This is a genomic window from Micromonospora sp. WMMD961, assembly GCF_029626145.1.
Classification (GTDB): Bacteria; Actinomycetota; Actinomycetes; order Mycobacteriales; family Micromonosporaceae; genus Micromonospora.
On sequence record NZ_JARUBJ010000002.1, the window covers coordinates 236676 to 250082 of the forward strand.

The 13407-nt window shown below is 71.2% G+C and carries 10 protein-coding genes; 5 read left to right on the top strand and 5 right to left on the bottom strand.

What is annotated here, in order from left to right; translation table 11 throughout:
* Nucleotides 1-117: 117 nt before the first annotated feature.
* Nucleotides 118-1563 carry a glycosyltransferase 87 family protein gene (locus tag O7614_RS01250; protein WP_278136670.1) on the top strand — a complete coding sequence of 482 codons (1446 nt, stop codon included), beginning with the start codon at nucleotides 118-120 and terminating at the stop codon, nucleotides 1561-1563.
* 6 nt (nucleotides 1564-1569) lie between these two features.
* On the opposite strand, the gene O7614_RS01255 is transcribed toward O7614_RS01250, so the two are convergent.
* From O7614_RS01255 to O7614_RS01275, 5 genes are all read right to left on the bottom strand, one after another.
* Nucleotides 1570-1998: a molybdenum cofactor biosynthesis protein MoaE gene (locus O7614_RS01255; RefSeq protein WP_278136671.1), complete on the bottom strand. Its 429-nt coding sequence runs from the start codon at nucleotides 1996-1998 to the stop codon at nucleotides 1570-1572.
* A complete protein-coding gene (locus O7614_RS01260) occupies nucleotides 1995-3251 on the bottom strand; it encodes a molybdopterin molybdotransferase MoeA (RefSeq protein ID WP_278136672.1) in 1257 nt (418 codons plus the stop codon). Before O7614_RS01260 ends, O7614_RS01255 begins: the two co-directional genes overlap by 4 nt.
* Before the next feature lie 96 nt (nucleotides 3252-3347).
* Nucleotides 3348-3839 (bottom strand): MogA/MoaB family molybdenum cofactor biosynthesis protein, encoded by a 492-nt coding sequence (locus O7614_RS01265; RefSeq protein WP_278136673.1) that lies wholly within the window; start codon nucleotides 3837-3839, stop codon nucleotides 3348-3350.
* Nucleotides 3836-4327 (bottom strand): cyclic pyranopterin monophosphate synthase MoaC, encoded by a 492-nt coding sequence (gene moaC, locus O7614_RS01270; protein WP_269681813.1) that lies wholly within the window; start codon nucleotides 4325-4327, stop codon nucleotides 3836-3838. The genes O7614_RS01265 and moaC overlap by 4 nt, the downstream gene beginning before the upstream one ends.
* A 261-nt stretch (nucleotides 4328-4588) precedes the next feature.
* A complete protein-coding gene (locus O7614_RS01275) occupies nucleotides 4589-7708 on the bottom strand; it encodes a BTAD domain-containing putative transcriptional regulator (RefSeq protein WP_278136674.1) in 3120 nt (1039 codons plus the stop codon).
* Between the two features lie 600 nt (nucleotides 7709-8308).
* On the opposite strand from O7614_RS01275, the gene O7614_RS01280 reads away from it, so the two are divergent.
* The 4 genes from O7614_RS01280 to O7614_RS01295 are packed head-to-tail and all read left to right on the top strand — an operon-like array spanning nucleotide 8309 to nucleotide 13307.
* Nucleotides 8309-10837, top strand: coding sequence for a bifunctional diguanylate cyclase/phosphodiesterase (locus O7614_RS01280; RefSeq protein WP_278136675.1), 2529 nt, complete (start codon nucleotides 8309-8311; stop codon nucleotides 10835-10837).
* Between the two features lie 49 nt (nucleotides 10838-10886).
* Complete coding sequence (locus O7614_RS01285; RefSeq protein WP_278136676.1) at nucleotides 10887-12230, top strand: glycosyltransferase 87 family protein; 1344 nt, start codon at nucleotides 10887-10889, stop codon at nucleotides 12228-12230.
* Between the two features lie 41 nt (nucleotides 12231-12271).
* On the top strand, nucleotides 12272-12904 hold the full coding sequence (locus O7614_RS01290; RefSeq protein ID WP_278136677.1) for a phosphoribosyltransferase: 633 nt from the start codon (nucleotides 12272-12274) through the stop codon (nucleotides 12902-12904).
* Nucleotides 12905-12926: 22 nt separating this feature from the next.
* Nucleotides 12927-13307, top strand: a complete 381-nt coding sequence (locus O7614_RS01295) for a zf-TFIIB domain-containing protein (protein ID WP_278136678.1) — start codon at nucleotides 12927-12929, stop codon at nucleotides 13305-13307.
* Nucleotides 13308-13407: the final 100 nt, after the last annotated feature.

Genomic DNA, 13407 nt, shown 5'->3' on the forward strand with positions numbered 1-13407 from the left:
CATGTGTGGGATCGGACACGGTCGCATAACGCGGGAGGCACTGACGTGAGGCGCCGTTCTAGGCTCCGTGCAGGACCTGGACGGATCGGACGACCTTGGTACGGGGGTGGCCACGCCATGCCGACGGCTGTCGGTAGACGGGCGGACCGCCTCGCCCCAATCCAACGCGTGACGCGTGGGATCGATCGCAGGAACGTCGTACGGGGTGCCATCGTGGCCGCCGTCGCCTACGCCGCATGGCTCGCCATCGGCACCTTCGGGCGGCCGTACAACTTCTTCGATATGAAGATCTATCACGGTGCCGTGGTGTGGTGGGCGAGCGGTCACGAGCTCTATGAGTTCATCGCGCCCGGGACCACGCTGGGCTTCACCTACCCGCCGTTCGCCGGCCTGGTCATGTTGCCCATGGCGCAGCTCCCGATCGGCCTGGCCGGCATGGTCAACGCTGCCGCGAGCATCGCCGCGTTGGCGTTGGTCCTGGCCGGGCTCCTCCGCCCCATCGTGGACCGGCTGGGGTGGCCACTGTGGTTCACCGTGGCCCTGGCGGTGCCGCTCGCGGTCGCCATCGAACCGACCCGGGAAACCCTCGGCTACGGCCAGGTCAACATCCTGCTCTTCGCGTTGATCATGGCGGATCTGATCGGCCTCCGCTGGCGCTCTCGACGGGGCACCCACTACGCCGCGACCGACGGCCCCCTGCTGCGCTTCGTCTACGGCGGCGCCTGGGCCGGTGCCGGCATCGGCCTGGCCACCGCGGTCAAGCTCACCCCGGCACTGTTCATCGCGTACCTGCTGATCACCCGCCAGTGGCGGGTGGCGGCGACCGCCATCGGCACCACGATCGGCGTGACGGTGGCGAGCTTCGCGATCGTCGGCGACGAGTCACGGACGTACTTCGGCAGCGTGCTCTGGCAGACCGAACGGGTCGGCGCGGCGGACATGACGCCCAACCAGTCCCTCGCCGGCCTGCTCGCCCGGCTGTACGACTCGATCGAGACCCCCGGGCTGCTCTGGTTCGCCTTCTCCGTGCTGGTCCTGGCGTTGGGCCTGTCCCGGGCGGCCAGTTCCCGCGCCGACGGTGACGAGCTGACCGCGTTCACGCTCGTCGGCCTGACCGCGAACGTGATCAGCCCGATCTCCTGGACGCACCACCTGGTCTGGGTGATCCCGGCGATCATCGTGCTGGCCGATGCCGCCGTGCGTCGCCGGGAGGCGAGCCGCACGGTGCCCCAGCGCACCGGTCAGGGGCCCGTGTTCGGCGGAATGCCCGGGGTCAACGGGCTCCGCCCGCCGATCTGGTATCCCACCCTGACCGGGCTCCGCCACGGCGTCGCCGCGATCGGGCTCTACCTGCTCTTCCTGATCTCACCGATCTGGCCGTACGAGCACCAACTGCCGGAGATGTCGCACTACCAGGACGGTCTCTTCGGTGCCCTGATGGAGAACTCACTCGCGGTCGCGTTGATCGTGCTGGTCGCCGCGCTGCCCTGGCGGCCCGGTGCCGAGCCTGCGTTCTACGGTGACCGGCTCACCAGGGCGGCGGCGCTCAGCAGCCGCCGCTGAGCCCGGTCAGGGGCAGTTGACCCACTCCTCGGTGCCATCGGTGAAGACCTGCCGTTTCCAGATCGGCAGGCGCGCCTTGACCTCGTCGACCAACCGGGCGCAGGCGGCGAAGGCCGCCGCCCGGTGTGCGGTGCTCACCGCGGCGACCAGCGCCACGTCACCGATCGCCAGAGGGCCGACCCGGTGCGAGACGGCCACCGCGTACACGTCGGGTTCTGCGGCGATCTCGGCGGCCACCTCGCGCAGCACCTGAGCGGCGCTCGGGTGCCCCTCGTACTCCAGGCTCGTGACCTGACGCCCATGGTCGTGGTCGCGGACCACGCCCTGGAAGGACACCACCGCGCCGGCGCGCCGGTCGGCGACCGCCGCCTCGTGCCTGGCGAGGTCGAGCGGCTGGTCGGTGACCTCGCCGAAGGTGATCGCCGGCGCGGTCATGACGCACGCTCCCCGGGCAGCAACGGCAGCGGCACGATCGGCACCCGGTCACCCGGCTCGCCCCTGGTGCCGGGCCGGATGACGGCGAACCCGTCCGCACCGGCCAGGCCACGCAGCATCGCCGACCCGACGTGTCGCACGGGGGACGCGGTGCCGGCGGCCCGGTCCAGTCGCACCAGCGCCAGGTGGGTGTGGTCACCGCGACCGGGCACCGCCTCGGCCAACGTGGCCTGCGGCAGCACCGGCATCGAGCGGCCCTGCAGGCCGGCGAGCAGCGGGGCGACCAGCGACACCAGCGCGACGATGGCGGACTGTGGGTTGCCCGGCAGCCCGGCCACGAACCGGATCCGCCCGTCGGGGTCGGCCAACCGGGCCAGCAGCATCGGGAAGCCCGGCCGGACCGCGACCGTGTTGACCACGTAGTCGGCGCCCAGCGCCTCCAGGGTCGGATGCAGGTGGTCGACCGGGCCGTTCATCGTGCCGCCGGTGGTGCACACCAGGTCGGCACTGGCCAACGCCGCGCGCAGAGCCGCCACGTGCGCGGGCAGCGTGTCGGCAACCGGGCCCACCACGTCCGACGGGCGGACCTGGCAGCCGTAACGCCGTAGCCACGCGGGCACCGCCGGACCCAGCGCGTCGCGCACACGACCGGCCGCGGGCGCCCCCGCCGTCAACAGCTCGTCGCCGAAGACCAGCAGAGCGGCGCGCGGTGCCCGCCGGACCCGCAGCGTGTCATGCCCACAGGAGGCCGCCAGGCCGATCACCGCCGGGTCCACCGGCGTGCCGGCCGGCAACAGCTCCTCATCGGCGTACGCCTCCTCGCCGGGCTGCCGCCACTCCGGTGTCTCCCGGGGCGTGCCGCGCACCAGGCCGTCGACGGTCGTGGACTCCTCGACGCGCAGAACCGCGGTGGCACCCTCGGGCACCATGGCTCCGGTCGCGATCTCGACTGTCGTGTCGGCCTCGGTGAGCGGTGCCGGGGTGCTGCCCGCCAGCACACGACCGACGACCCGCCACGGGCCGGCGCCGCGCACCGCCCAGCCGTCGACGCTGGAAGTCGGGAAGGCCGGAAGGTCGGTGCGGGTGGTCAACGGCTCGGCCAGGGTGAACCCGTCGGTGTCGGCCAGTGGTCGGGCGACGGCGGGTAGTGCGGCGGCCAGACCGACCGCGTAGACCCGCGACCGCGCTTCCTCCCAGCCGGCTGGCGGGGGTGCGGCGATCCGATCCGCGGTGGGTGCGGTTTCCGTGCTCACCGACCGAGCCTATCGGCACGGACCGACACTCGTCCGCGCCCGGCGTGGACCGGTCGGCGGGCACCGCCACCAATCCGGGTGCCCTCCGCAACGAACTCAGCGGTGCCCGACTCGAACTCGGTGGTCTCCGCCGCGTAGCTGATCGACGGTGTGCCCGAGGATCGGCCCGAGCACGGCCAGGCCGTCCCGGGCGCCGCCGGTCGAGCCGGGCAGGTTGACCACCAGCATCCGGCCGGCCACCCCGGCCAGGCCCCGGGACAGCACCGACGTCGGCACCCGGTCACGGCTGTGCGCGCGGATCGCCTCCGCGATGCCGGGGATCTCGTAATCCAGCAGATCCCGGGTCACGTCCGGCGTCCGATCCGACGGGGTCACCCCGGTGCCACCGCTGGTCAGCACCACGTCGACACCGTCGGCGCGGGCGGCCCGCAGGGCGGCGCCGACCGGCTCCCCGTCGGGCACCACCACCGGATCGTCGACCTGGCACCCCAGCTCGCGCAGACCCGCGACGAGAAGCGGACCGCTGGTGTCGGCGTAGACGCCGGCCGCGGCTCGGTTGGACGCCACGATCACCCGGGCCCGGATCACGGCCGCCCCTCCGGCCGAACCCACTCGCCGGTCTTGCCGCCCTCCTTGCGCAGCACCCGCACCGCCTCCACCGAGGCGGCCGGGTCGACCGCCTTGACCATGTCGACCAGAGCGAGACCGGCGACGGCGACCGCCGTCAGTGCCTCCATCTCCACCCCCGTGCGATCCGCGGTGCGGGCGGTGGCCGTGATCTCCACGGTGTCGGCAGTCAACCGCAGGTCGACAGTGACGCCGTGCAACGCGATCGGGTGACACAGCGGGATCAGATCGGGCGTGCGCTTCGCCCCCATGATGCCGGCCAGCCGACCGACCGCCAGCGCGTCACCCTTGGGCAACCCGTCGCGATGCAGCAGGTCGATGACCTCGGGCGTGGTCCGCAGACGGCCGGCCGCGACGGCCAACCGGCCCGTCACCGCCTTGGCGGAGACGTCGACCATGCGGGCCGCGCCGGCGCGGTCGACGTGGCTGAGCTGCGCGGGTTCGGTCACGGTCGTGAGCCTATCGGTGCGGTACGACGGCGCTCGGAAGGAGCGGCGTCGCGTCGACCGCCACACCGGGTGCTGACGGCGCGCCGGTCCGACGCCGCTCCTCCCTCACCGACCCGCCGCCGAGGCCGCTGGGGTGACCTGTCGGCGGGTGCGTGTCGACGGACCGGCTCTGCCCGCGGGCAGAGCCTCCCCCGTTCGCCGATACGGCCGACAAGTTACCGGGCCCGTCGATAAGAAATCGATAAGCGCCGTTCGGCCAGGTCAGCGCTTCGCGGCGTCGCTCGCGGGGGTGTGGTCGTCGGCTTCGGCGCCCGCCAACCCGGCGAGGCGCCGCTCGGCATCGAAGCGCTCCGGCACGCCCATGCGTCGGAAGATCGCCAGGGCCCGCTCCCAGTACCTCCGGGCCTCCGCGGGGTCGAACCCGGCACAGTGTTCGGCGAGGCCGGCCAGGGCGCGGCCCTGCTCGTACGGGTGCGCGATCCTGGTCGCCAGCCGCAACGCCTCCTCGTGCATCTCGGCCGCCTCGGCGCCCCGTCCCTGCGCCAGCAGAGTCCGTCCCAGTTCGTTCAGCGCAGCCGCCTCGACGTGTCGCTCCCCGGAACCGATCGACAACTTCCGGGCTGTCTCGTGTTCCTGCTGAGCCTCCACCAGACGGCCCAGCCCTCGGTAGGCGATCCCGAGGTCGTTGCGCGCCTCGGCCTCGGCGTACCGGTGGCCGGTGCGTTCCCGCAGGGCCAGCGAGGCCAGCAGGATCCGGATCGCCTGCGGGAGGTCACCCATCCGGACACGCACTGCGCCGACGTGGCTGAGCGCGTTGAGCGTGTGGAAGTCGTAGGAGTGCGTCCGAGCCCAGGCCAGGTGCAGACGGTGGATGCGCAGAGCCTCCTCGTAGCGGCCAAGCGAGGTCAGCGCGATGCCGAGATTCGGCAGCACCATCGGCACCCGCACGTTGCCGTACCCCTTGTAGTCGCGGAGACACTCGAAACCAACTGCCACCGCCTCGGTCAGGTTCCCGCTCCACCAGTAGACAGCCGCGAGATTGGCGCTGTACCGAGCGGCGCTCAGCACGTCCCGCGATTGTCTGCTGATGGTCACCGCCCGGGTCAAGTGGTCGAGCGCCTCACGATTTTCGCCGGTCCGGACATAGGCAGAGGCGAGGTAGTTGTTCATCATTGCCATTGCACCGGCATCCCGGGATGCTTCCGCCGCAGCCAGCGCGTGACGGTGAGTCACGATGATGTCCTCGAAGTATCCGCGGATGTAGCAGAATCTCCAGAGCGCACGGGCCAGGCGCCAGGAGTACTCATGAAAGCCTGCGTCGAGCGCTGTCAACACCATCGTCACCAGGTCTGCGCGCTCGGTCTCCAACCAGTCGGTGGTGGGTTCCCCCAACTCCTCGATCAACTCGGGTCGCCGGAACGGCGGGCGCGTGAGGGCGAGCCCCATGGCGTCGTCGGGCTCCAACGTCCTGGCCACCCTCAGCGCCATCTCCACGACGAAGTCGAACAGGTGACCCAGCCCGGTCCGCCGATCGCCCGCCGAGTCGGTACGCGAGCACAGCTCGATGGAGTACTGACGCAGGAGATCGTGCAGTCGATACCGCGTCGAGTCCAGGTCCTCCACCAGGTTCCGGTCGACGAGGTCGTCGAGCGCCGCGCGAGCTTCGGCCACGGTCAGACCGGTCAGCGCGGCGACGGCCGGCGGGCCGAAGCGACTCCCGGGATACAGGCCCAGGAACCGGAAGACCCTCCTGGTCGATTCGGGGAGTGGCTCGTAGGACGCGGCGAAGGCGCCGGTGACCGTGCTCTCCTCGTCCGCGAGATGTCGTAGCACGATTGTGGCTTCGGCCATCTGTTCGGCAAGGTCCGCCAACCGCCACCCTCGCCGATGTGCCAGTCGGGCACCGGCAAGCCGGATCGCCAGTGGAAGGTGACCGCATCGACGAACCACCTCGGCAGCCGCCGCCGGCTCGGCCTCGACTCGGTTCCGACCGACGCTGAGCGCGAGGAGGTCCACGCCCTCCTGGCTCGTCAGATTGGGCAGTGTCTCCGATGGCCCTACGTCTGGATGGGTGAGTCGTCGACGGGACGTCACCAGCACCACGGTGCTCGGCTCGCTCGGCAGGAGGGGGAGGATCTGCTCGCTGCTCGCGGCGTTGTCGAGGACGAGCACGCATTTCCGGTGGGCCAACTCTCGTCGCCACAGTTCCGCACGCTCGGAGATCTCGACAGGAACCTGTTCGGCCGGCACGCCAAGCTGCCGGAGCAGGGTGACCAGGGCGCCCGCGGGCTCCACCCGGTTCTTCTCGCCGTGCCCGCACAGATCGATGAACAACGCGGCGTCCGGGTATCGATCGGACAGCAGGCGGGCCAGGTGCACGGCGAGAGTCGTCTTACCGCTGCCGGCCATCCCGTCGATGATGTGCACGGCGGGCACCCGCTGCTCGACTCTCCGGGTCTCCGCCAGCAGGCGGGACACCACCTCTTCCCGCCCGACGAAGTCGGTGACCGCCCGAGGAAGGTGATCCACCGGACTGGTCCGACCCGCGCCTGAGGGTGCCGCACCGGCGGCGACCGCTACCGAGCGCCGCGGGCCGATCCCGCCGGCGGAGGCGACGCCACGCTCCGGGCCCGGATACGACACCGACGCGACGATCGAGCGGCGCAGTTCCTGGAGGTCGCTCCCGGGACCCACCCCCAGCTCGGCGATGAGCCTTGCTCGGATCTCGTCGTACGCCGCCAGCGCCTCGGCGTTGTCGCCCCGCTCGAACAGAGCCCGCATGAGGAGCAAGTAGGCCGGCTCACGGAGAGGGTGACGAGCCACCACGTCCCGCAGCAGCGGAATCGCCAGGTCATCCCGGGCCGAGCGCAGCTGGACGTCGGCGAGGAGCTCCACGGTCAACAGCCGCTCCTCCTCGACTGCGATGGTTCGGGAGGTGAGGACGGGCCCGAGCGGGATGCCAGCGAGCATCGGACCCCGCCACCGAGCCACGGCGCGCTCAAGCAGCTGCCGCGCGCTGTCCAGTTCGCCAGCCGCCAGGGCTTGCCGACCCGCGTTCCGCTCCAACTCGAAGCGGAAGACGTCGACTTGGTCCGGGTCCACGAGGAGTCGATAGCCGTTGCGTTGGCGCTCGATGACACCGCGTCCGGCCGGGGAAGCCTCGAAAGTACGGCGCAGATTGGCGGCATAGGTCCGCACATTAGCTATGGCCGACCGCGGTGGGCGATCGGCCCATAACTCATCCACCAGTTCATCCACTGTCACCAGTCGTCCGGCCTGAACGGTGAGCAGCGCGAACACTACCTGTTGTTTTGGCGTACCCAGCTGCAAAGTGCCAGCGGGCAGTTGCACAGAGAGGCCGCCAAGAACTCGAATCTGCACCCGCCCTCCGACCTCAACGGGAGTCACGTATCCAGACGATCACGTAACGAAGCTTACGGACCGGAGCCGACCGTGCCGACGTCGCCAGCTTGACCGTCAACTGGAATGATCTGCTCAGACACCTACTCAGGAACGATCCGATTCGCCTCCACGGGGGCACGAAGCGCGGAGGACCGCCAGCGGGTCCGCATCACTTAATACGCCCCCCAGGCCCGCCACGAATGGTCGATTCGTCCCGACCGACCAGGCCAGGGGTTAAGCGCTCCGCTCAGGCGCGCGGACAGAAAGTGACATATGCGCTTCAGCTTGGCTAATGTTGCGCATACCGACATTAATCGTTCCTTCCTGCCCATGAGTTCTCCTACTCTCAGCCCTACGAACGAATCGCGTCCGAGATGGCGCTCCGGTAGTGGCGAGGGGGTCGAACGATGCGCAACAGCACCGAGTGGGACTAGCCCACCGTCAGCCGATTGCAAATCCTCGACGCTGAAGGGGTGTCAGATGCGTAGCACCGAATGGGACTGAATCCTTATCACCACACCGCCACAGCGGTACGCTGCCCGTCAGCAGACACCGACAGTGGGTTACGGGTGAGGTTGAGTGAGCTGGACGACGCGTCGCCCCAGCGGATCCCACCGGCGGCTGCTGAGCCTTGTCGGACTGCTGGTGACACTGGCGATCATCGTGGCGGTGGCGGCGGCGACCGCGACGAGCCGCAACATGCCGGACAGCGCAGGAGATGTCTCGACGATCTCGGCGCTCGTTCTCATGATCGCATTGGGAGCGGTCGTCAAGGCGCGCCTCCGGATCAGGTCGACGACGTTCTCGTTCGCCTGGGTGGAGACGGCCATCGTCCTCGGGCTTGCCCTGGCCCCACAGCCCTGGGTGATCCTGTCGACGGGTGTCGGCATCGCCTGCGTGTCACTCGTCAACCGGCTGCCCGCGATCAAGGCAGCGTTCGGCATCGCCAAGCACACCCTCGTGGCCGGCGGCGCGACCCTAGTGATCATGTTCCTCGGCCAACGCTGGCCTCCAGACGGACTGTGGAACCACCTCGTCCTACTCGGGGTGGTCTACCTCGCCGCCGCATTGCTCGACGACCTGTTGGCCATCCCGGTAATCGCCCTGGCGTCGGGAACCCGGATCGTCCGACAGTTCCGAACCCACCTCGACCTCCGGCTGGCCGGATTCGCCGTCCGGTTCGTCGTGGCCGCGCTAACCCTGATCATCCTCAAGGCGGACCAACGTCTACTTCTCGCGGTTCCACCCCTGGTCCTGAGTCTCCACCTGGCCTACGCCGCGCGCATTCGGGGCCGCACCGAACAGCAGGCGTGGCAACGGCTCGCTCGCACCACCGACGCACTCAACGTGGTCGACCTGGACACCGTCCTCACCACCGCCGTCACCCAGGCCGCCGAGCTGTTCTCCGCCGACGAGGTCGAGATCGAGCTGCGCGACGGCGGCCGCACCGTACGCGGCGGCACCGGCGGCATCACCTTCGACGGTCCGACCGGCACGCCCACCGACGTCGACGGCACGATCGTCCCCGCGCCGTTGGAAGGACACGACCGGGCCGTCGACGTGGGCATGCTCCGCCTGCGCTTCCGCGGCCCGGTACAACTCTCCGAGCGTGAGCAGTACACCCTGCGCACCTTCGCCTCCGCGCTCTGCACGGCCGTGCGCAACGCCCAGGCGTACGCCGAACTCGCCCGGGTGGCCGACGAGCACGCCTACGCCGCCGCACACGACGCGCTGACCGACCTGGCCAACCGCCGGCAACTACTCGACGAGGGCACCGAGCAGTTGAGCGCCCGCCACGCCGACGGGGTGACCGCGCTGGTGTTGATCGACCTCAACCACTTCAAGGAGGTCAACGACACTCTCGGGCACGCCGCCGGCGACCAGGTGCTGGTGCAGGTCGCCGACCGGTTGCGGAGCGCGGCCCAGCCGACTGACCTGGTGGCCCGCCTCGGCGGTGACGAGTTCGCCGTACTCCTGCGCGGGCTGCCGGCCCCGGCGGTGGCCGCGCACCGGGCCGAGACGCTGCTCGCCGCGCTGCACGAGCCCTTCGAGCTGGACGGCATGCGGATCAGCGTGGAGGCCAGCGGCGGGATCTCCGTCGCCCCGTCCAGCGGTGGCATGGCCGAACTGTTGCGCCGCGCCGACGTGGCCATGTACCAGGCCAAGCGGGCCGGGCAGCGGATCGCCACGTACGCCCCCACGCGGGACACCGCCGACCTGGGCCGCCTCACCCTCGGTGGTGACCTGCCACGTGCGGTCGCCGACCACGAGTTCGTCGTCAACTTCCAACCGATCGTCGACCTGGGCACCGGCGAGGTGACCAGCGCGGAGGCGCTGGCCCGCTGGCACCACCCCGTCCACGGCATGATCGACCCACTGCGCTTCCTGGAGGCCGTGGAGCGTTCCGGCCTGCTGCCGGCCTTCGCCGAGGCGATCCTCGACCAGGCGCTGATCGCCGCAGCCAGTTGGCGGGACTGCGGGTTCGACGTACCGGTGGCGGTGAACGTGTCACCGCGAAGCCTGCTCGACGCGCGGTTCCCCGGCTCGGTGCTGGCCCGCCTGCGCGCCCACGACCTCCCACCGGACCGGCTGGTGCTGGAACTGACCGAGACGCTGACGCTCAGCCAGCTCGACGTGGTCGACCGGGTGCTCAGCCGGCTCCGCGACGAGGGTGTCCGGCTGGCATTGGACGACTTCGGGACCGGCTACTCGTCCCTCTCCCTGCTCTCCCGGATCCCGGTGCACGAGCTGAAGATCGACCGGAGCTTCGTGACGACGATGGACAGCTCGGCGGAGGCCGCCGCCGTCATTCGCTCCACCCTCGACCTCGGCCGCAGCCTCGAACTCGACGTGGTAGCCGAAGGGGTGGAGAGCGAGCCGCAGCGGCGGGCCCTCTGGGAGTTGGGCTGCGTCGCCGGCCAGGGGCACCTCTTCGCCCGACCGATGCCGGCCGGCACCCTGCTCGCGGCGATGCAGCGCGGCTCCGGCGGCCGACCCGGCACCCTGGCCGCACCCCTGCACGACGCCGGCGCGGTGATCCGGCTGAACCAGAATCGCCGCCAGACCGGCCGTTCCCGCACCGACCGCCTCCCGCACCTGCCCGCCTGAGCAGGCATCGGCCCGGTGCCGAAGCGGACCGGTCTGCCAGACTTGCGCCGTGATCGCCGACGACCCGACCGCGCGCCGCCGTCGCTGGCACTGGCGGACGCTCGCCGCCGCCGGCGGCGGACTCGCCCTCGACCTCGGCCTCTACGCCGCCTCGACCATTTTCGCCGCGATCACCGCGGTCACGTCGACCCTGCTGCCGCACCGGGCCTGGGGCACTGTCGCCGCAGCCGGCTACCTGGTCGCGACGCTGGTGGTGACCGCCCAACTGCTGCTGCGCCGACGCTCCCCGACGTCACCGCTGGTCGGGCTGCCAGCCCGCTGGGTGGTCACCGCTCTCGCCTGGGCGGGCACCGCACTGCTGCCCCTGCTGTGGCAGAGCATCGAGCGGGCCGGCGGACGCACCGACCGGGCCCAGGAGGAAGTGCTGGTCGTGGAGCACGCCGGCGCGCGCCTCCTGGAACACGGCACCCCGTACCTCGGACCGGACGCGATCGCCGCCCTGCCGCCCGGCGAGCAACTGATGGGCTACACGCCGTACCAACCCGGCATGGCGATGTTCGGCCTACCCAGAGCGCTCGTCGACGCCTGGTGGACCGACTCCCGAGTCTGGTTCGCGGTGGGCACCGCACTGGCGCTCGCCCTGGCCGTGACCGCCCTGCGCAGCACACCGGCCGACACCGACCAGGCCAACACGGTTCACCGCAGGAACGCCGCCCTGCTGCGCGGCGTGCAGGCCGCCACCGTACTGCCGATCTGCGCCCTCACCCTCGCCACCGGCGGCGACGACCTGCCCGTACTCGCGCTCTGCCTGCTGGCTCTCACGCTCGCCGCCGCCGACCGACCCGGCCAGGCCGGCCTCGCGGTCGGCCTGGCCGGCGCGCTGAAGCTGTTCGCCTGGCCGGTCGCCCTGGTCCTGATCGTCTGGGGTCTGACCCGGCGCGCCGGCGCGTGGGTCGCCGCCGGCGCGATCGGCCTGCCGGTCGCCGCCCTCCTGCCCGCGATGCTGGTCGACCGCGACGCGCTGACCGAGAACGTGCTGCGCTTCCCCCTCGGCCACGGCCTGGTCACCAGCCCCGCACAGTCCCCGTTCCCCGGCTACCTGATCGCCACCGGGCTGCCCGCCGGCCGGCTGATCGCCGCCGCGCTGCTGGTCGCAGCGGGCGTGGCCATCGCCGTCCGACTCGCTCGCCGCCCGCCCCGCACCGCCGTCGCCACCGCCGTAATCTGCGGGTACGGGCTGCTCGTCGCCATCGCCCTGATGCCCTCCGCCCGCTTCGGCTACCTGCTGTACCCGATCGCTTTGCTCACCTGGGCACCTGCCCTGCATCGTCCCGCCGACACGCCACCGACCCCGGCTACCGGCCACCTGACCGGTCGGGCCACTTCGGCGTAACTGCCCGGCGCGCGGTCGCGTCAGGGCGTAGACCTGAAGGCATGACGACCTACCGTGACCGGGCCGACGCCGGCCGAGTGCTCTCCGACCGGCTCACCGCACTCGTCGGCGAACCCGACGTCGTCGTCCTCGGCCTCGTCCGTGGCGGCGTACCGGTGGCCCGGGTCGTGGCCGAACGGCTCGGCGCACCACTGGACGTGCTGGTCGTCCGCAAGCTCGGCATGCCGTGGGCCCGGGAGGTCGCCTTCGGCGCGCTCGGACCGGGCGGCGTGCAGGTGCTCAACGACGTGCTGGCCAGCCGACTCAGCAGCGACGACATCGCTGAGGTCAACCATCGGGAGCAGGCCGAGCTGGAACGGCGGGAACGGCTCTACCGGGGCGGTCGGGCACCACTGGACCTCACCGGGCGGACCGCGGTGATCGTCGACGACGGCCTGGCCACCGGCGCCACCGCCCGCGCCGCCGTGGAGGTCGCCCGCCACCTCGGGGCCCACCGGGTCGTGGTCGCGGTCCCGGTCGGCGCGCAGGAGGCCTACGAACTCCTGGCCGCCGAGGCGGACCAGGTCATCTGCGCCCAACACCCACCGGATTTCGGGGCCGTGAGCGTCTACTACGACGACTTCCACGAAGTTTCCGACCAAGAAGTCACCGAGGCGCTCACAGCAACTGCATAGGTCCAGCAGGTACCGTCGGGCGATGAGTAGTCTCACCTGTCCCAAGTGTCGTGGAGAAATGCGCCAGTACGAGCGCAGCGGCGTCGTCATCGACCAGTGCGGGGAGTGCCGGGGCATCTTCCTCGACCGCGGCGAGCTGGAGAAGCTGTTCGAGGCGGAGGCCAACTGGAGCCGCCAACAGACCGGCGGCGCGCCGGGGCAGCCCGCGCAGCAGCCGGCCGGCTACCCACCCCCGCCGCCCCCGCCGCACCAGCCCGGTTACGGCGCCGTCCCGCCGCCGCCCCCGCCCGCCCACGGCTACCCGCCGCAGCCGGCGTACGGCCACCAGCAGCAGCACCACGGCTACCACGGCCACTACCGGCAGAAGAAGCGCAAGGGCTTCCTCGACGAGATGTTCGGCTGAGCACAGGCCCGACCTCGCGCCCGGGTCGATCCCCGTGTCGACCCGGGCACATCGCCCGCACCGTCGATGGTTGGTGGGTGCAACTCCCCGTGCCAGGCTG

Excerpts from the sequence above, each read along its gene's own strand:
- O7614_RS01250 (WP_278136670.1), top strand. The coding sequence starts at position 118 with ATGCCGACGGCTGTCGGTAGACGGGCGGACCGCCTCGCCCCAATCCAA.
- O7614_RS01295 (WP_278136678.1), top strand. The coding sequence starts at position 12,927 with ATGAGTAGTCTCACCTGTCCCAAGTGTCGTGGAGAAATGCGCCAGTAC.
- O7614_RS01255 (WP_278136671.1), bottom strand. The coding sequence starts at position 1,998 with ATGACCGCGCCGGCGATCACCTTCGGCGAGGTCACCGACCAGCCGCTC.
- O7614_RS01290 (WP_278136677.1), top strand. The coding sequence starts at position 12,272 with ATGACGACCTACCGTGACCGGGCCGACGCCGGCCGAGTGCTCTCCGAC.